Here is an 18,358-nt window from a genome sequence, read left to right as displayed (position 1 = left end):
CGTCCTCGTGAAGACGGCCCCATCGTTACGCCGCGGCAGGGTCGAAGTGAACGGAATTCGGCGCGCCGTGCGGTCGGCCCCGCTGGCCTGCGCCGGCGCGGCGGAAGGCTGCGCGGCCAGGGTCGTGTCAGGACCCGGCCAGGTCCCCGCCGGCCAGCAGGAAATCCCGCAGCGCCGGATCCGCCGTCAAGCCGATGGCGCGCTGCAGCGCCTGCGCGGCGGCCGTCGCCTGCCCGGCCTGTGCCGCCAGCCGTGCCCGCGCCACCCAATAGGGCTGGTAGGACGCGACCTCGGCTGCCGGCAGCGCATGCAGCGCCGCTGCCGCCCCCGGCGCGTCCCCTGCCTCCAACAGCATGGCCGCGCGGGCCACCTCGACCCCCACTCCCGGCGCATGCCGTGCCAGCAGGTCGTACAGCACGCGCAGCGCGGCGAAATTCGTCCGCCCGGTGACCGGGCGCTGGACATGCACCGACTGGATCGCGGCTTCGCACAGGAAGCGGCCGAACTGCCCGGCGCGCGAGGCGGCGGTCAGCAGGCCTTCCGCCTCGATGATCATGTCGCGGTTCCACAGCCGCGCATCCTGGCGCGCCAGGGGCACGAAGCGGCCGGCGTCGTCGCGCCGCGCCTCCCGCCGCGCCTCGCAATACAGCATGAGCGCCAGAAGCCCCTGCGCCTCGGGCGCCGCCGGCATCAGGGCGGCGGCGACGCGGCCGAGGTGGATCGCCTCCGTCGCCAGCCCACCCAGACCGGCATCCGTCAGCGCATCCCAGCCGGTGCCGTAGGCGGCGTAGATGGCGTCGAGCACATCCGCCAGGCGCTCGGCCAGGTCCGGGCCCTCCGGCACCGCAAAGCGCAGCCCGGCGTCACGGATGCGGGCCTTGGCGCGCACCAGCCGCTGGCCCATGGCTGCGGGCGCCACCAGGAAGGCGGCGCCGATCCGCGCGGCATCGAGGCCCAGCACCGCCTGCAGCATCAGCGGCGTGCGCACCGCGCGGTCGATCGCCGGGTGGGCGCAGACGAACATCAGGCGCAGGCGTTCGTCCGGAATGTCGTGGCCCGCCTCGGCGAGCTCCTCGCAGCGCCGCAGCACCTCATCCTCCGCCGCGTCGCGCACGCGGTGGTGGCGGCGCGCGTTGGACAGCGCGTTGCGCGCGGCGGTCAGCAGCCAGGCGTCGGGGGAGGCGGGCACGCCGCGCTCGGGCCAGGTTCGCAGCGCGGCGGCGAAGGCCTCGGCCAGGGCGTCCTCGGCGGCGCCGATGTCGCGCGTGCGGGCGGCCAGGATTGCCACGAGACGGCCGTAGGACCCGCGCGCCGCGGCCTCGGCGGCGCGGCGCGCGGCGTCCTCGCTCATGCCGGCGGGGCGGCCATGGGCGGCAGCACCGGGCGCACCTCGACCGATCCGGTCAGGGCACAGGGCGCGCGCGCCGCCCAGTCCAGCGCCGCATCGAGGTCCGGGACCTCGATCACGAAGTAGCCGCCGAGTTGTTCCTTGGCGTCGGGGAAGGGGCCGTCCTGCACCTGACGACGGCCATCGCGCAGGCGCAGCGTGGTCGCGGTGTGCGGACCCTGCAGCCCGTCGCCCTTCACGATGATGCCGGCCTGCGCCATGGCGCCGATGAAGGCGGTCCAGCCACCCCAATAGGGGCCGGCCTGGTCGGGGTGGTTGCGGGCGGCGAAGTCTTCCGCGGTCTCATTCAGGATCAGCATGTACTGCATGGGATCTATCCTTCGGTTCGGGATCAGGCGAGGGCGCCCGCGCGCGCGGCGCGGCGGGCCATGACGACGAGCGCGGCGGCGATGGCGACGACCAGCGCGAGCACCGCCACCTGCGGCGCCCCGAAGGCGGCAAAGACACCATGCAGCGCATCCCCCGCGAACAACGCCACATAGCCGACGAGCGAGGTGCCCAGCACCGGGATCGCCTGGCGCCGGCGCAGCAGCAGCAGCGCGGTGCCGGCCAGCCCGCCGGCCACGCCGACCGCGAAGGCGAGCGTCATCCAGACCGGCAGGCCGGCCATCAGCGCGGCCTGCGCGGGCGTCATGCCGGCGGCGACCATCGCGGCTTCGTCGGCGAGGGCGGTGCGGGCGAACTGCGCCGCGCCGAAGCCGTTCCAGGCGAGGGCGAGCAGCGCGGCGGGGATGAACCAGCGGGGCAGCGCCTGGCCGGGGTGAGGGGTGGTCATGCGTCGGGATCCTTCGCGAGGGCCGGCGCGGCGCCCCGCGGACGGAGGGGCGCGTCGCCTGCCTGACCCCGTGACACCCGGCCAGCCCCCATTTCGACATCGCTCCCGAAAAACATCGGCGTACCAGGCGATGTCTTGTCGAGCCGCCGGAACGCAAGGCCTGTCGCGACGTGGCGCCGGCCTGGACATTCGCGTGCCCCGGGGCACAGTGCCGGCGCCGCGGGGGATCGCGGCAACGCCGCCAGGCTTTCGTTGTCGCGTGCATCGTCGCGCGGTCGGATACGTCCAACCGGCCGCCATCCGCCCTACGCCATTGTTTTCGCGAGCATCTTCACCGGATCGGGTGATTCCACGCGCCCGGCATCTGCTCTAGCCTGTCGCCATGTCCGCAGTCCCAGACCACGCCCTGGCCGAGGCGCTCGCCCTCGCCACCGACCTGTTCGACCGTCTGGCGGCCGCCACCGCCGACCCGCCAGGCATCACGCGCGCGTCCTATGGCGAGGGCGAGGCCGCCGCCCAGGCCATCCTGGCCGACGCGGCGCGCGCGCTGGACCTGGAGGTCGCCACCGACGCCATCGGCACCTTGCGCATGACGCTGCCTGGCCGCGACCGCGGCCTGCCGGCGGTGGCGATGGGATCGCACCTCGATTCCGTGCCGCATGGCGGGAATTTCGACGGTGCCGCCGGGGTGGTGATCGGCCTGGCCATCGCCGCGGCGCTGCGCGCGGCAGGGCGGCGGCCGGCGCGCGACCTGCTGGTGCTCGGCATCCGGGCGGAGGAGATGTGCTGGTTCCCGGCCCACTACCTCGGTTCGCGCGCGCTGTTCGGCCTGCTGCCGCGCGCCGCGCCCGACACGCTGCGGCGCGTCGATACCGGCCGGACGCTGGCGGACCACATGGCCGACCACGGCCTGGATCCCACCCCGATCCGCGAAGGCCGAGCGCTGCTGGACCCGGCGCGGCTGCACGCCTTCATCGAACCGCATATCGAACAGGGGCCGGTCCTGGTCGAGGACGGCCTGCCGGTCGCCATCGTCACCGGCATCCGCGGCAGCCTGCGCTACCCGCTGGCGCGCGCGACCGGCGCGCATGCCCATGCCGGCGCGGTGCCGCGGCGCCACCGCCGCGACGCCGCCATGGCCGGGGTGGCGCTGGTCGCAGCGCTGGACGCGCGCTGGGCGACGCTGGAGGCGCAAGGCGCCGACCTGGTCTGCACTGCGGGCATCCTGGCGACCGACCCGGATCACCACACCTCGACCAAGATCCCCGGACTGCTGCGCTTCAGCCTGGATATCCGCAGCCTGGACGCGGCGCTGCTGGCGGACCTGGACGCCTGGCTGCATGCGGAGGCGGCGCGGATCGGCGCGGCGCGCGGGGTCGGTTTCGATTTCGGGCCGCCCACCCATGCCGCGCCCGCGTCGATGGATCCCACCCTGCGGGCGCTGCTGGCGCGCCAGGCCGTGGCGGCCGGCGTGCCGGTGCGACAGATGGCCTCCGGCGCGGGGCACGACTGCGCCACCTTCGCCGGGCTGGGCGTGCCCTCGGCCATGCTGTTCCTGCGCAACCCTCATGGCAGCCACAACCCGCAGGAGGCGCTGGCCATGGCCGATGTCGGCGCCGGCCTGGCCGTGCTGGTGCCCGCCGTGGCGGAACTGCTGGGCTAGAGCGCATTCCGTTCGCAACGGCCCACGCCATGCACTCCAGCCGCCTGTTTTCGCGAGCGTCTTTACCCGCTCGAACGATTCCGTTTGAGCGGGTGACGCTCTAGGCGACCACCACCACATCGCCTGCCGCCAGCGCCGGCGCGCCGTGCAGCACGCCGATCACGACCGAGGGGGCGCCGCCGGCGCCATCGGCATCCCAGCGCAGCACGCCGGTCGCGCTCACGTAGACCAGCTGCGCGAGGCTGCCCTGCGGCAAATCCAGGCTGAACCGCGCATCGTCCAGCGGACCCAGCGCCAGCCCGCCGCCGAAGCCCGCGCGGGAGAGCGCGATCACGTCCTCCGCGCGGAAATCGACGATCCGGTCCATCCCCTGGCCCGGCCCGTCGAAGCGGAAATGGTCGGGGCCGATGCCGCCCACCAGGCGGTCGAGCCCGCTGCCGCCGGCCAGCGTATCGGCGCCGCCCGCGCCCTGCAGCGTGTCGTCGCCGGCATTGCCGACCAGGCGGTTGGCGGCCTGGTTGCCGACCAGCGTATTGGCCAGGCCGTTGCCGGTGGCGTGCACGGCGGCGGCGCCGGTCAGAGTGGCCTTCTCCACCTCGGCCGCGAGGGTGACATGGGCGGCGGACATCACGTGATCGATCCCGCCTCCGGCCAGTTCCAGCACGCGATCGAGCGAGGTGTTCAGGACATAGACGTCGTCCCCCGCCCCGCCCACGAGGCTGTCGGTGCCGCGGCCGCCATCGAGCGTATCGGCGCCGGCTTCGCCGAGCAGCGTGTCGTTGCCCTCGAGCCCCAGGATGCGATCTGCGAAGGATGTCGCGCGGACGGCGTCGGCGGCGGTGCTGCCGCGGATGTCGGGCACGCCGGTCGGGTCGGCCTGGTGGCCGAACCACACGTGGTAGACGCGCCCGCCATAGGGGCCGGCGCCGGGGGTGGTCTCGACCCCGATGCCGATGGCGAGGAAGGCCGGCGAGGACCAGGCGCCAGTCTGCGCGATGACCGCGTTGTGGCCGGGCGAGCCCTGCCAGCCGGCCAGCGCCGCGGCGATGCTGCCATAGCCCGCCGCGCTGATCTCAAAGCCGTTGCCGGTGTAGCCGGTGCCGATCCGTTCGGGCGCGTCCCACATCACCTGCGGCGCGCGGTGGTCGTCGTAGTAGGGCGCGTCGGACCAGGAATGCAGGTTGGCACCCGCCGGCAGCGCCAGGTTGGCCGCCCAGATGTTCTCCCGCGTGTCGAGCACGTGGCGCCCGGCGGTCGCGGTCAGGCCCTTGGACAGCGGGATCGCGGCGAGACCGAGCGTCGCACGGTAGTCCATCATCAGGTGATGGAGCGCGAGTTCCTCGAGGCTGAGGGCGTCATGCGCGGTGGGGCGGGTGATGTCGACGGGCATGGCTTCCCGACTTCCAGTGAAGGCCCCGGACGGACGGAAGCGTCCGATGGGGTGACGATGCGCGCGAGACCGTGGAACCGGAGACGTTCACGCGCGCCAAGGCGGATGGCATCGACCCTAGATGGCACGCTGCCTAATGGAACCATCCGCGGCCTGGGGCACCCCCGAGGCGTGGCGGATCAGCGCGTCGGCCGGCGAGCCCGGCACCGGACGTGGCAAACGCGCACTCAGCAGCCGTGGAAGCCGCCGCCGGGCAGCGGCGCGAATTCGATGATGCCAAGCACGACGAAGCCGCCCGCGCCCCGCGGCGCGATCACCAGCGCGCCGCCTTCGGGGAAGGCACGCCCCCCGACCGCATCCCCCGCCACCATGATGGCCGGCGTGCGGTGGCCGACCAGCACGCGGTTCACCCCCGCCGCGACGGGCGCGGAGAACAGTCGCCGATGCTCCGCCAGCACCCAGTCGAGCCGTGGGCCGGAGAAATCATCCGCCAGCAGGCTGTCGGTCACCGCCACCTGGCGGGCGCCGAAGGCGAGTTCCGCCGTGTCGCGCGCGCGATAGACCGGGCCCGCCAGCACCGGGCGTTCGACCGGGATACCCAGTTCCGCCAGCCGCGACCCGATGCGCGCCGATTGCGCGCGGCCGGCGGGCGAGATGTTGCGTTGCCCGGCGCGGTCGCCGACGCGGAAGGTGATGTCGCAATTCTCCCCGCGCGTGTCGGCGTGGCGGAAGAACAGGACATGGCCGCCGGCGCGCAGGGTGGTGACCAGCGGGGCAGCCTCGGCGCTGTCGGCGGCGACGGGACGCAGCCGTTCGGCCTGCGCCGCGGCGGGCAGGACCAGGGCTGCGAGGATGCCTCGGCGAAGCCACATGCGCCTTGAATGGTGCCGGCTGCGCGGCTTGCCAAGCCTGTGGCAGTCTCGCGCGGGCCACCAACGGGACACGCCATGCCGAACGACGATGCCGATGCCGCCTGGTCCGCGCTGATGGCACTGGCGCGGCGGCCCGATGCGCGCGCCATCCGGCCGCTGTTCGCCGCCGATGCGGACCGCGCGGCGCGCTGGACGCATCGCGCGGGAGACGTGGCGCTGGACCTTTCGCGCACATCCGTGTCGGACGACGTGCTGGCGGCGCTGCTGCGCCTGGCCCGCGCGCGGGACGTCACGGGCTTCCGGGACCGTATGCTGGGTGGCGGCGTGGTCAACCCGACCGAGGGCCGCGCCGCGCTGCATGCGGCGCAGCGCGGCGGCGGCGATGCGGCGGTGCAGGCGACGCTGGCGCGCATGCAGGCCTTCTGCGGCGCGGTGCATGGCGGCGCGCTGTGCGGCGCGACCGGTCAGCGCTTCACCGACGTGGTGAATATCGGCATCGGCGGGTCCGACCTCGGCCCCGCTATGGTGGCGCGCGCGCTGTGGACGCCGGCGGCGCCGATGCGCGCGCATTACCTGGCGAATGTCGATGCCCATGCCTGGCAGGAGATCCGCGCGCGGCTGGACCCCGCCCGCACGCTGGTGCTGGTGGCGTCGAAGACCTTCACCACGCAGGAGACCATGACCAACGCCGCGCTGGTGCGCGCCTGGCTGGTAGATGCGCTGGGGGAGGCCGGCACGACGCATCTCGCGGCGCTGTCCACCAACCTGCCCGCGGCGGCGGAATTCGGCATTCCGGGCGAACGCGTGTTCGGCTTCGCGGATACGGTGGGCGGGCGGTTCAGCCTCTGGAGTGCGATCGGGCTGTCGATCGCGCTGGCGCTGGGATGGGACGGCTTCGCGGCGCTGCTGGCCGGCGCGCGTAGCATGGACGAGCACTTCGCGAGCGCGCCGCCCGAATCGAATCTGCCGCTGCTGCTGGCGCTGACGGAAGTCTGGCACGTGAACGGGCTGGGATACCCCGCGCGTGCCGTGCTGCCCTATGACGAGCGGCTCGCGCGCTTCCCGGCGCATCTGCAGCAGCTGGAGATGGAAAGCCTCGGCAAGGCCGTGGCGCTGGATGGCGGCGTGGTGGCGCGCGCGAGCGGGCCGGTGGTGTTCGGCGAACCCGGGACGAATGCGCAGCATTCCTTCATGCAGCTGATCCACCAGGGACCCACGCCGGTGCCGGTGGACTTCATCCTGGTGGCGAAGCCCGACCATCCCTTCGCCGACAGCCACCGCAAGCTGCTGGCGAACGGGCTGGCGCAGGCGGAGGCTCTGCTGGTCGGGAAATCTGCCGCCGAAGTGCGCGCCGAGATGGCCGCCGCCGGCGCGGACGCCGAGCGCATCGCCGCCATCGCACCGCATCGCGTCTTCACCGGGGACCGGCCGTCCAGCGTCATCATCCTGCCGCGGCTTACGCCGGGCACGCTGGGGCAATTGGTGGCGCTGTACGAGCACAAGGTGGCCTGCCTGGGCGCTCTGTGGAACATCAACCCCTTCGACCAATGGGGCGTGGAACTGGGCAAGGTGCTGGCGGGCGGCACGCTGGCGGCGCTGGAAGGGCGTGCCGTCGCGGCGCAGGCGGCGACGGCGGCGAGTGTGGCGGCGATCCTGCGGCTTCAGGCGGAGGGCTGACCCGGGATCAGCGCGCGGACGGCGGCTTCGCAACGCGCCGCTGTGGCCTCCCAGCCGGTGCGCCCGCCCGGCAGGTCGTGGCACGCGACCGGCGCGCCGATGCGCAGGCGCAGCTTGCCCGGGCGCGGCCAGCGGCGCGTCGGCGGCCAGGCGGCGAAGGCGCCCTCCAGGTAGCACGGCACCACTGGCACGCCGCTGCCCGCCACCAACGCGCCGATGCCGGGCTGGAAGCCGGCCATCACGCCGTCGCGGCAGCGCGTGCCCTCGGGGAACAGGATGTAGACGAGGCGATCCTCGACCAGGCGTTCGCGCAGGGTGGCGATCTCGCTGGCACGGGTGCGCTTGCGCCAGACCGGCAGCGCGTTGACGGCATAGGCGGCGAAGGCGGAGGACAGCGTCGAGGTGAAGAAGGTATCCCCTGCCGCCAGCGCATGGGCGCGCCGCGCCGTATCGCCGCGCAGCACGGCGGACAGCGTGAGCGCATCGAGGTGGCTGGCGTGGTTGCCCACCAGCACGAAGGGGGCGGGGGGCAGGTTCTCGCGCCCCGTCACCTCGAGCCGGTGGAAGGCCGCGAGGTAGGCGCGCACCGCCGCGCGCCAGGCGCTGCCGAGCACGACGGAACCGAGCCCGCGTTCGCGCGACAGGCTGCGCAGCCGGTCGGCCGGGTCGAGGCCATGGTCGCGCGCCGGGCGGAGCTTGAACTCCATTGCTAGGGCCCCGTGACGAGCCGCGCCGGCTGGCCCATGCCGAAGCCGACGAAGAACTGGATGAAGTGGAAGGCGGCGGGTGCGACCAGCAGCAGCGAGTTGAAGCGATCGAGCACGCCGCCATGGCCGGGCAGGATGGTGCCCATGTCCTTGATGCCGATGTCGCGCTTGATCGAGGACAGCATCAGGTCGCCTGCCTGCGCGCCGATGCCCACGATCACGCCGAGCAGCAGCAGCCAATGCCATTGTCCGAGCGGCGTGCCGGCAAAGATGAAGGACGACAGTCCGGCGACCAAAAGCGTGGTGACGCATAGCGCGCCGACCGCGCCCGAGATGGACTTGTTCGGGCTGGTATTGGGCACCAGCTTCGGCCCGCCGAGCAGCTTGCCGAAGGTGAAGGCCGCGACATCCGACAGCGCCACCGTGGTCAGCAGCATCAGCATGATGGGCCGGTAGCTGGGTTCGTTCGCCATGAACGACAGGTGCGCGAGCGCCGCACCGAACAGCATGTAGGCGAAGATGCCGAGGGCGACGCGCTGCACGTAGCCCTGTGGACGATCGCGCGGGATGGTGCCGATGATGATGACGCCGACCGTCAGCGGCCAGAGGGCGACGAAGAAGCCGTACCAGTGGTCGAGCGCCGCGAAGTTGGCGGCGAGGATGCCCAGCACCACGATCCCGGCGACCAGCGGTTCGCGAAACAGCCCCGTCGCGCGGTCGAATTCCCGCAGGCAGGCGAGGCCGAGCACGGTGACCGCGCCGATCACCCATTCGCGCCCGAGCAGCACCGGCACCATCATCAGCGGCAGTAGCAGGCACCAGGAGGCGGTGCGCAGCCATAATTCCCGGCGCAGTTCGGGCGAACCGCGGCCGCGCGCCGTCATCACGCCGATCACGCCGAAAGCGATCGCGACCACCGCGACGGCCGCGGCGACGATGCCGATGGTGACCGGGTGGTCGAAGGCGCCGTGGCGGGTCATCGCTTCGCCTCCAGCGCGGCGGCGGCGCGCGCCAGGCGCCGCCAGGCGGTGAACACCGACCCGATGGTGATGACGACCAGCACCGCGGTGACCGCGGCCGCGCCGCCCCAATCGCTCGGCACGAAGGCGCACCAGGCGGCCAGCGCTGTCACCAGCGCCATGCGGTGCTGCTTTGCCATCGGGCCGCAGAAATCGCTCGGCGCACCGCCGGCGCGGGCGGTGGTCCGCACATAGGCGGTCAGCATCGCCGCGAGCGCCGCTGCAAGCCCTAGCGCGACGGACCCCGCCGCGACGCCCAGGCCGACCAGCACCGCCGTGTCCGACACGCGATCCGGCACTTCGTTGTAGAGTTCGCCGACCGGCGAGGCGACACCGCGCCCGATCGCCACCATCCCATCCAGCAGGTTGGCCATCAGCCGCGCCTGCACCAGCAGCGCGCCGAGCAGCCAGAACACCCAGGCCGCGCCGGGCAGCCACGCGACGGCGGCGAAGCACAGCCCGGCCAGCAACCCGGCCCCCATGCCCGCCACGGAAATCCCGTTCGGCGAGGCGCCACGCGCCACCAGCGCCGCCGCCATGCGCTGCGTGATGCCGAGGTTGCGCGCTGCGATCGGTCGCCGGTCTGCCTCGTTGGTCATGCCCCACCCCTGCCAGGGCGCGCAGCATGGCGCAGCGCGGCCGGCGCCGGAAGGAAGCGCTGCACAGGTCATGCCGCGACGCGTCGAGATGCGACCGCGCAGGTCCGGCCGCCGGCGCTGGCGGCCCGCTGACGGCCGCGGGTCACCGGCGCCCCGGACCGCCAGGCTCTCGACGGCGTCCGGTGTCCGGCCGTCGCGCCCGTGGTCGTGATTCCCGCCGCCGCCGAACTGCTCTACCAAGCCCCATGGACTCCGTCCCCCCGGCCGAGTCGCGCCTCCGCCCGGCCATCCGCCGCCTCTCCGAGACCACCGCCAACCGCATCGCCGCCGGCGAAGTGGTGGAACGCCCCGCGGCCGCCGTGAAGGAACTGGTCGAGAACGCGCTCGACGCCGGCGCCGCGCGTATCTCGGTGCTCCTCGAAGGCGGCGGGATGGACCGCATCCTGGTCGAGGATGACGGGTGCGGCATGGATGCCGCGGACCTGGCGCTCGCCATCGAACGCCACGCGACATCGAAGCTGCCCGAGGAAGCGATGCTGTTCCGCATCGCGACGCTCGGCTTCCGCGGGGAGGCGCTGCCCTCGATCGGTGCCGTGGCGCGGCTGTCGATCACCTCCCGCCCGGCCGGTGTGCATCCCGCGCGCGCAGGGGCGCGCGACGCCGCGCACCGCATCACGGTCGAGGGCGGCCATGTCGGTGCCGTCGCCCCCGCCGCCGGGGCGCCCGGCACGCGGATCGAGGTGCGCGACCTGTTCTTCGCCACTCCCGCGCGGCGCAAGTTCCTCCGCCACGCGCGCACCGAGGCCGACCACGCGATCGACGCCGTGCGCCGCCTGGCGCTGGCCTGGCCCGAGGTCACCTTCCGCGTCGAGAGCGACGGGCGCGAGGCGCTGTCCCTGCCCGCCACCGATTGGGAGGGGCGCATCCGCCAGGTGCTCGGCCCTGGCTTCGCCGCCGCAGCCGTGCCCGTCGAGCATGTCGGCGCCACCATCGACCTGCGCGGGCTGGCTGCACTTCCATCGTTCACCCGGCCGACCACCATCGGCCAGCACCTGGTGGTGAACCGCCGCCCGGTGCGCGACCCGCTGCTGCGCGTCGCACTCCGCGTCGCTTATCGCGACCTGATTCCGCAGGGCCGCCATCCCGCGGCGGCGCTGTTCCTCGACATCCCACCCGAGAGCGTGGACGTGAACGTCCACCCGATGAAGACCGAACTCCGCTTCCGCGAGGGCGAGGCGGTGCGCGGGGCGGTGATCTCGGCGCTGCGGCGCGCGCTGGCGGTCGGCGCCGGCGCCGCGGTGGCGGCGCCGGGCTTCGTGCCGGGTGCGGCGGCCTGGCCCGCGGTGGCTGGGGCTTGGCCGGAGGGTGGCGGGGTGTCGCCCGGGACGGGCGCGGGGGGGCTGTCGCCCGGGACGGGCGCGGGGGGGCTGTCGCCCGGGACGGGCGCGGGGGGACTGTCGCCCGGGACGGGCGCGGGAGGCACGGCACCCGTGACGGGTGCGGCGGGAACGGTGCCCGGGCTCGGCGCGGGCGGGTCCGCGCCGCTCACCGAAGGCTTCGGCGCCAGCCCCATACCGTCCTCGGCGCGTGATGATCACGGCGCGCATGCCGGCCTGGATGGCGATGCCGGTGCGACCCGCCGGCCGGGCGGCGGCGCGCCCGGCTTCGCCGAATCCCTGGGCGCTATGCCTCTGCCGGCGCCGCCACTGCAGCGCGCCCTGGGCCTTGTGCCGGCGGCGCCGCGCCCGGCCCCGCCCGCCACCGAGCGCGCGCCCGCGCATCACCCGCTCGGCCGCGCGCTGGCGCAGATCCTGGACACCTACATCCTGGCCGAGGCGCCCGACGGCGCGCTGGTGCTGGTCGACCAGCACGCCGCGCATGAGCGCCTCACGCATGAGGCGCTGGCCGCGCAACTGGTGGATGGCGGCGTGCGCGCACAGCCGCTGCTGCTACCCGCCGTGGTCGACCTGCCCGCGCCCGACGCCGCGCGGCTGCTGGAACACGCGGAGGCGCTGGCGCGGCTCGGGCTCGAGATCGAAGGCTTCGGCGGTGGCGCGGTGTTGGTGCGCGCGCTGCCCGCGCTGCTCGGCGCGCCCGACCCCGCGCCGCTGCTGCAGGATCTGGCCGAGGAACTGGCCGAACTGGGCGAGGCGGCCTCCCTGCAGCGGCGGGTGGATGCCGCGGTGGCGCGACTGGCGTGCCATGGCAGTGTGCGCGCCGGGCGGCGGTTGCTGCCGGCCGAGATGGATGCGCTGCTGCGCGCCATGGAAGCCACGCCGCGCGCGGCGACCTGCAGCCACGGGCGCCCCACCGTGCTGCGCCTGGATGCCGCGGCGCTCGAGCGGATGTTCGGGCGGCGATAGGGCGGATCCCGACCGGATAGGGTCGTCCGGTCGGATGAACATGCTCGTGCTCTCGAGGGCGGATCGCGATCGGACGGGATCATCCGGTGGGGCGAAGATGCTCGGTCGATCGAGGGCAGATCCCGTTCGGATGGGGGCGTCGGGCTGGGTGACGACGGTCGTCTCATCGAGGACAGATCGCGATCGAACGGGATCATCCGCTCCGGCGAGCATGCTTGCGCCATCGGGTGCAGAAGCCGAATGGATGCGGTCATCCCGTCGCGTGCGGATGCGCGTGAAGGTGCGCAGCGAGAGGCGCTGACACGTGGAAACCGCGCGCGCCAGGGGGCAGCGTCAGCCGCGTGGCGGCGGGGCCTCGGGCACCAGCTCGGCCTCGGCCAGCGCCCAGCCGGCGGTCTCGCCACGCGGGCACAGGGCGAAGGCCTTGGCGCCCTCGGCGGTGATCAGGCGCGTGTCGAGGTCGACCACCACCTGCAGCCCCTGCGCCGGCACGGTCGCGATCACCCGCGCACCGTCCAGCACCTCGATCACCGCGCCCTCCGGCGCCGGTGCGGCGCAGGCCAGGTGCAACACGATGCGCGCGATCCGGCGCTGGGCCATCGCCTCGGACAAGTCCAGCTGCGCGCGCCCGGCAATTGCCACGCGCCCGCCATCGCCGCGGGCCCAGCCGGCGCCGAGCAGGGCCGCGCCGGGGCCGCGGCGCCATTCCGCGATGCGCAGCCTTTCCCCCGGCTTGAGCGTCGCCAGGCGTAGCCGCAGCGCCAGGCGCGCGGCCTCGCCCTCGACGCGGGCCAGCCGCGCCGCGTGTTCCTCCCGCAGTCGCGCGACGTGGGTGGGGCCGAAGCCGCCCGGGCGCGGCGAGGCGAGCATGGCTTCCATCGTCTCGGCGCCGCGCATCGCATCACCGGGGCTGGGCTGCCCGGCCAGCGCGATGGCCTCGGCATGGATGGCGCGCAGGCGTTCCATGTACAGGTCGAGCCCGATCTCGGGCACTGCCAAGGCGCGCAGGGCGGCCTGGTCCCCGGCGTCGATGGCGTCGATCTCGGCCAGCACCAGCGCGGGGTCGAGCGGGCGCAGCAGCGTGGCGCCGCCGAAATTGCGCCGCCGCAGGGCGTGGAAGTTTTCGGTCGTGACCAGCCCGGCCAGGCCGCGCGCATCGGCGCAGACCACGGCGCAGCCCGCGCCCAGCGCCTCGAGCGCGGCGCGGCCGGAGCTGACCACCACGGCATGCGCGGCCATGAGGTCCGGCAGGTTCGAAACCGTCTCGCCCAGGCCACGGCCGACCGACGTGACCTGCCAGCCGCGCGCGATGAGCGCCTCCGCCAGCGCGGGAAAGGCGCCCGGCGCACCACCCTTGCCGACCAGCAGCGCGCTGCGCGGCGTCGGCGGTACGGCCGGCGGCGAGCAGGCCGCGAGGTCGGCGGCATTCGGCAGCATGCGGATGCGCGCTTCCGCCACGCCGCCCTCGATGCGCAGCCGCTGCGCCGTCTCGGTGGAATGCGCGACGAAAACCTGCGCCGTGTGCGCCGGCGGCGGGCGGTCCCACACGCTGCGGAAGTCGTGGCAGGACCAGGTGGCTGGCACGTCCGGGAAGGCGGCGCGCGCGACCAGGAAGGGCGTGTTGTGGTGGCCGTGCAGCAGGTCGGGTGCGAAGCCATCGAGGTCGCGGATGCGGTCGGTGACCATGACGCCGCGCGGCAGCAGCATCCCGGCGGTCGCACCCTTCTCGGGCGTATAGACCGCGACCGTGTCGCCGCCCGCGACCAGGCGCAGTGCGCATTCCACCGTGACCAGTTCGGTGCCGGTGCGGCCGGTCAGGCAGATGTTGGTCATCAGGATGCGCATCGTCCGGGGTCCGCCGCGTGTCGGTTCGAGAATGCGCCTTTTGGCGCATTCTCAAAGGGCGGCGCCGGCCCCCATCCGGCCCGGTCATCGTCGCGCCAGGGGCGCGCAAGTCGCGTAATGACCAGGGCGCGCGCTTCGCGTGATGGCCGTATCCTGGAAGGGGCGGCTGCTCGGGAGTGCACACGGATGACGGCTGTGCCGAACGGATGGCAAGGCCGACCGGATGCAAGCACCGGATCAGGCAAGGATGATCGCGACGACGATCAGTCGAAGATCCAGCGGTGAACCGTCGCGCGGCGAACCTCCGCTATGGCGCGCGCAGTACGTGCAGTGTCGCCGCGCCGTGGCTGCGCGTGGCGACCGGCACGAAGGCCGGCAGGTCGAGCGCTTCGTCGAGGCCTGCCTCGGCCACCACCAGCGCTTCCGGCGCGATCCAGCCGGCACCGCCCAGCGCCGTCAGGGCGCGTTCGACCAGGCCCTGGCCATAGGGCGGGTCCAGGAAGATCAGCCCGCAAGGCACGCGCGCGCGGGGCGGGCGCGTCGCGTCCGCAACGAGCACGGCGGTGCGCGCATCCTCCTTGCACGCGCTGATATTGGCGCGCAGCGCCGTCAGCGCGGGCTTGGCGGTCTCGAGGAAGGTGCAGTGGTCCGCACCGCGCGATAGCGCCTCGAGCCCCAGCGCGCCGGTGCCCGCGAAGGCGTCGAGCACCAGCTGGTCCTGGATGGTGGTGCGCCCACCCCAGGGGGCGTGCCACAGCATGTCGAACAGCGCCTGGCGGACGCGCTCGGCGGTCGGGCGCGTGGCCTCGCCGGGTGGTGCGACCAGCGTGCGGCCGCGATGGCGCCCGGCGATGATGCGCATGGTTCCGGGCCCTCAGGCGGCGGGCGCGGCCCATACGGGCCGCTTGCCTTCGCGCCACGCGTGCCTGCGCCCGGCGCGGCTGATGGTCTGGGCGCGGTCGCGTCGTGCGCTCCCGGATCGCGCGGTTGCGCGATCCGCGGTTGTGGTCCTCGGGCGCGGGGGCCGGGCCGCGATCCGCGCGGGGTGCACCCGGCAGGTCATTCGCGCCCGCGCGGATTGTCGCGGCCACGCACGGGCCGGCGCGTGCCCATGGTGGCGCTGCGCGCGCGGGGCATGCGGCGCGGGCCTTCGGGCGGTGCTTCGGGCAGCGGGGCCAGCGCCGTCTCGCGCAGGCGCTTGGGCGCATCGAGGCCGAGCTGATCGCGCAGCACCTTCGCGTTCACTTCCTCGACCGCGCCGCGCGGCAGGATGCCGAGCTGGAAGGGGCCATAGGCGGTGCGGATCAGCCGCGTCACCTCGAGGCCCAGATGCGACATGACGCGGCGGATCTCGCGGTTCTTGCCCTCCTGGATCGACACGGTCAGCCAGGCATTGGTGCCCTGGCGCGCATCGAGCCCGGCTTCGATCGGACCGTACTTCACGCCCTCGACCGTGACGCCGCGGATCAGTGCCGCCAGCGCGGCTTCGTCCACGCGGCCATGCACGCGCACACGATAGCGGCGCAGCCAGCCGTTGGACGGCAGTTCCAGCTTGCGCGCCAATTCGCCGTCATTCGTCAGCAGCAGCAGGCCTTCGCTCGTGAGGTCCAGCCGCCCGACGCTGACCAGGCGCGGCAGGCCGGGGGGCAGTTTCTCGAACACGGTGGGGCGGCCCTGCGGGTCGCGATGCGTCGTCACCAGGCCATCGGGCTTGTGGTAGCGGAACAGGCGCGTTCGTTCGGCCGCGGCCACCGGCTTGCCGTCCACCGTGACGTGGTCGCCGGGCGTGATGAAGGTGGCGGGGGTTTCCACCACCTTGCCGCCGAGCTTCACGCGGCCCTCGGCGATCATCTTCTCGGCGTCGCGGCGCGACGCGATCCCGGCGCGTGCCAGCCATTTTGCGATGCGTTCGCCGCGGCGCGCGTCGTCGGTGTCGTCCTCGCTCACCGGCAGGCCTCCACGAAGGCGGCGAAGATCGCCGGGTCGCGCGGGTCCACCGCGTATTCGGGGTGCCACTGCACGCCGAGCGCGAAGCGATGGCCGGGGTGTTCGACGCCCTCCACCACGCCATCGGGGGCCAGCGCGTTCACCACGCCGCTGCCGGCGGTGGCGACCGCCTGGTGATGCGCCGAATTCACCGCCATCCGCGTGGTGCCGACGATACGCGCGAGCAGCGTGCCCGGCGCGATCGCCACCTCATGCCCCGGTTCGGTGCGCGGGTTGGGCTGTTCGTGGGGCAGCGCGTTCGCCACCTCGTCCGGGATGTGCTGCACCAGCGTTCCGCCGAGCGCGACCGCGAGCAGCTGCTGCCCGCCGCAGATGCCCAGCACCGGCTTGTCGGTCGCCAGCGCTGCGCGCGTCGCGGCGAGTTCGAAGTCGGTGCGGCCGGGCTTGAGCGTCACCTTGGGATGCGGCGCGCCGCCGCCCCACAGCGCCGGGTCGACATCGAAGGCGCCGCCGGTCACCAGCAGCCCATCGACCTCATCCATATAGGCGGCTGCCAGCGCGGGTTCGTGCGGCAGTGCCACCGGCAGCCCGCCGGCCGCGACCACGGCGGAAAAATAATTCTGCCGCAGCGCATACCAGGGCAGCTTCGACCAGCCGCCGGCGGGTTCCGAATCGAGGGTGACGCCGATCAGGGGGCGGGTGCGCATTCCCGTGTGCTAGGCCAAGCGCCGCGGGACCCGCAAGCGCAGTGCGGCAGCCGGATCGTTCCGGTGTCGAGGGCTGGCGCCCCGGGCCGGGCGATGCAAATGATCCTCACATGTCCCGGTTCGGCGAAAGGCGCGGCTACCACCACGGCAACCTGCGCGAAGCGCTGGTCGAGGCCGCGGTGCAACTCATTGCCCAGCACGGCCCGGCCGGCTTCACGGTGGCCGAGGCCGCGCGCCTGGCCGGCGTCTCACCTGGTGCGCCGTACCGGCATTTCCGCGATGCCGAGGCGCTGCTGGCCGAGGTGGCGCTGCGCGGCTTCGAACGCTTCACGGAGGTGCTGTCGCGCGCCTGGTCCGGCGCTGGCACCGACCCGGCGCGTGGCTTCGAGGCGCTCGGGCGGGCCTACCTCGATTTCGCGCGGCGCGAACCGGCCTACTACGCGGCGATGTTCGAGACGCGGCTTGACCCGGCGGCGCATGCCGGGCTGCAACTGGCCTCCGACCGCGCCTTCGGCGTGTTGCGGGAGGCGACGGAACGGTTGATCGCGCGCCTGCCGGAGGGGCAGCGCCCGCCGGGGCTGATGGTGGCGCTGCATGTCTGGTCGATGTGCCACGGCATCGCATCGCTGTTCTGCCGGCCCGACCAGGCGCGCCGCAAGCTTCCCATGGCGCCGGAGGAACTGCTGGAGGCGGGGCTGCTGATCTACCTGCAGAGCCTGGGCCTGGGCGCCACGTAACGAATCATCGCGGCCGCGGATTCCTGTTGACCACGCTGCAGCGGATCCCCAATGTAAATGTCGCTTGCATTTACATCCCCTGACGCGAGGAGCGCCATGTCCGCCACCGCCTATCCCGACGACGCCGCCTTCCCCAGCCGCCGCGACCGCCGGGAGCAGCGCCGCCACGACCGCCGCTGGCGCGACGAAGGCGCCGACGGGTTCCGCCCCTCCCGCTGGAGCCCCTGGACCGCGCCCAAGCCGGTGATGATCGCGGTGATGGTCCTGGCCTTCATCCTGTTCTTCCCCATCGGGCTGCTGATCCTGGGCTTCATGATCGGCTCCGGCCGGCTGGGCCGCCGCTGGGCGCGCCGCTACGGCATGGGCCCCGAGGGCGGGGGCGCCTGGTGCAGCTGGAACGATGACCGCGGCGGCACCTCCGGCAACGCGGCCTTCGACGAATACCGCGTGGATACGCTGCGCCGGCTCGAGCAGGAGCAGCAGGATTTCGCCGCCTTCCTGGAGCGCCTGCGCTTCGCCAAGGACCGTGCGGAGTTCGAGCAGTTCATGACCGATCGCCGGTCGCGCCCCGCGGCACCGCCGACCGAGGGCGAACGCCCCGCGCAGGGCTGAACGCAGAACGGGGAGGGCGCCTGGCCCTCCCCGTGTC

The 18,358-nt window shown here is 73.7% G+C and carries 17 protein-coding genes; 5 read left to right on the top strand and 12 right to left on the bottom strand.

What is annotated here, in order from left to right:
- Positions 1-127 precede the first annotated feature (127 nt).
- From MWM08_RS24815 to MWM08_RS24805, 3 genes are read right to left on the bottom strand one after another with little or no spacing between them, the layout of a single operon-like run.
- Positions 128-1,351: an RNA polymerase sigma factor gene (locus MWM08_RS24815; protein WP_244457138.1), complete on the bottom strand. Its 1,224-nt coding sequence runs from the start codon at positions 1,349-1,351 to the stop codon at positions 128-130.
- Positions 1,348-1,707 carry a YciI family protein gene (locus tag MWM08_RS24810; protein ID WP_244457137.1) on the bottom strand — a complete coding sequence of 120 codons (360 nt, stop codon included), beginning with the start codon at positions 1,705-1,707 and terminating at the stop codon, positions 1,348-1,350. The genes MWM08_RS24815 and MWM08_RS24810 overlap by 4 nt, the downstream gene beginning before the upstream one ends.
- Before the next feature lie 32 nt (positions 1,708-1,739).
- A complete protein-coding gene (locus tag MWM08_RS24805; protein ID WP_244457136.1) occupies positions 1,740-2,183 on the bottom strand; it encodes a hypothetical protein in 444 nt (147 codons plus the stop codon).
- A 382-nt stretch (positions 2,184-2,565) separates the two neighbouring features.
- Here MWM08_RS24805 and MWM08_RS24800 point away from each other — a divergent pair, with 382 nt between their 5' ends.
- Complete coding sequence (locus tag MWM08_RS24800) at positions 2,566-3,846, top strand: hydantoinase/carbamoylase family amidase (protein ID WP_244457135.1); 1,281 nt, start codon at positions 2,566-2,568, stop codon at positions 3,844-3,846.
- Positions 3,847-3,946: 100 nt separating this feature from the next.
- Here MWM08_RS24800 and MWM08_RS24795 read toward each other — a convergent pair whose 3' ends face one another.
- A complete protein-coding gene (locus MWM08_RS24795) occupies positions 3,947-5,236 on the bottom strand; it encodes a hypothetical protein (protein ID WP_244457134.1) in 1,290 nt (429 codons plus the stop codon).
- Positions 5,237-5,463: 227 nt separating this feature from the next.
- A complete protein-coding gene (locus MWM08_RS24790) occupies positions 5,464-6,108 on the bottom strand; it encodes a histidine phosphatase family protein (RefSeq protein WP_244457133.1) in 645 nt (214 codons plus the stop codon).
- A 75-nt stretch (positions 6,109-6,183) separates the two neighbouring features.
- On the opposite strand from MWM08_RS24790, the gene pgi reads away from it, so the two are divergent.
- On the top strand, positions 6,184-7,785 hold the full coding sequence (pgi, locus tag MWM08_RS24785; RefSeq protein WP_244457132.1) for a glucose-6-phosphate isomerase: 1,602 nt from the start codon (positions 6,184-6,186) through the stop codon (positions 7,783-7,785).
- Here pgi and MWM08_RS24780 read toward each other — a convergent pair.
- Genes MWM08_RS24780 through MWM08_RS24770 form a run of 3 tightly spaced genes read right to left on the bottom strand, consistent with a single transcriptional unit; the run spans position 7,770 to position 10,110 of the window.
- Positions 7,770-8,492 (bottom strand): lysophospholipid acyltransferase family protein, encoded by a 723-nt coding sequence (locus MWM08_RS24780; protein WP_244457131.1) that lies wholly within the window; start codon positions 8,490-8,492, stop codon positions 7,770-7,772. The two genes, pgi and MWM08_RS24780, sit on opposite strands and share 16 nt — an antisense overlap.
- Before the next feature lie 2 nt (positions 8,493-8,494).
- The gene (locus tag MWM08_RS24775; protein ID WP_244457130.1) at positions 8,495-9,472 is read right to left on the bottom strand and encodes a phosphatidate cytidylyltransferase; all 978 of its coding nucleotides are present in this window, start codon (positions 9,470-9,472) and stop codon (positions 8,495-8,497) included.
- Positions 9,469-10,110 carry a CDP-alcohol phosphatidyltransferase family protein gene (locus MWM08_RS24770; RefSeq protein ID WP_244457129.1) on the bottom strand — a complete coding sequence of 214 codons (642 nt, stop codon included), beginning with the start codon at positions 10,108-10,110 and terminating at the stop codon, positions 9,469-9,471. The genes MWM08_RS24775 and MWM08_RS24770 overlap by 4 nt, the downstream gene beginning before the upstream one ends.
- A 245-nt stretch (positions 10,111-10,355) precedes the next feature.
- Here MWM08_RS24770 and mutL point away from each other — a divergent pair, with 245 nt between their 5' ends.
- Positions 10,356-12,473 carry a DNA mismatch repair endonuclease MutL gene (mutL, locus tag MWM08_RS24765; protein ID WP_244457128.1) on the top strand — a complete coding sequence of 706 codons (2,118 nt, stop codon included), beginning with the start codon at positions 10,356-10,358 and terminating at the stop codon, positions 12,471-12,473.
- A 333-nt stretch (positions 12,474-12,806) separates the two neighbouring features.
- Here the strand turns inward: mutL and MWM08_RS24760 are convergent, their stop codons facing one another.
- From MWM08_RS24760 to MWM08_RS24745, 4 genes are all read right to left on the bottom strand, one after another.
- Complete coding sequence (locus tag MWM08_RS24760; protein ID WP_244457127.1) at positions 12,807-14,306, bottom strand: glycosyltransferase; 1,500 nt, start codon at positions 14,304-14,306, stop codon at positions 12,807-12,809.
- A 319-nt stretch (positions 14,307-14,625) separates the two neighbouring features.
- Positions 14,626-15,180 carry a 16S rRNA (guanine(966)-N(2))-methyltransferase RsmD gene (gene rsmD / locus MWM08_RS24755; protein WP_244457126.1) on the bottom strand — a complete coding sequence of 185 codons (555 nt, stop codon included), beginning with the start codon at positions 15,178-15,180 and terminating at the stop codon, positions 14,626-14,628.
- Between the two features lie 197 nt (positions 15,181-15,377).
- Positions 15,378-16,265: a pseudouridine synthase gene (locus tag MWM08_RS24750; RefSeq protein ID WP_244457125.1), complete on the bottom strand. Its 888-nt coding sequence runs from the start codon at positions 16,263-16,265 to the stop codon at positions 15,378-15,380.
- Positions 16,262-16,972 carry a gamma-glutamyl-gamma-aminobutyrate hydrolase family protein gene (locus MWM08_RS24745; protein WP_244457124.1) on the bottom strand — a complete coding sequence of 237 codons (711 nt, stop codon included), beginning with the start codon at positions 16,970-16,972 and terminating at the stop codon, positions 16,262-16,264. The genes MWM08_RS24750 and MWM08_RS24745 overlap by 4 nt, the downstream gene beginning before the upstream one ends.
- Positions 16,973-17,082: 110 nt before the next feature.
- On the opposite strand from MWM08_RS24745, the gene MWM08_RS24740 reads away from it, so the two are divergent.
- The gene (locus MWM08_RS24740; RefSeq protein ID WP_244457123.1) at positions 17,083-17,709 is read left to right on the top strand and encodes a TetR/AcrR family transcriptional regulator; all 627 of its coding nucleotides are present in this window, start codon (positions 17,083-17,085) and stop codon (positions 17,707-17,709) included.
- A gap of 96 nt (positions 17,710-17,805) precedes the next feature.
- Positions 17,806-18,321: a DUF2852 domain-containing protein gene (locus MWM08_RS24735; RefSeq protein WP_244457122.1), complete on the top strand. Its 516-nt coding sequence runs from the start codon at positions 17,806-17,808 to the stop codon at positions 18,319-18,321.
- Positions 18,322-18,358: the final 37 nt, after the last annotated feature.

This window comes from Roseomonas fluvialis (genome assembly GCF_022846615.1).
GTDB lineage: Bacteria > Pseudomonadota > Alphaproteobacteria > Acetobacterales > Acetobacteraceae > Neoroseomonas > Neoroseomonas fluvialis.
This window is presented reverse-complemented; position numbering and strand designations above follow the sequence as displayed.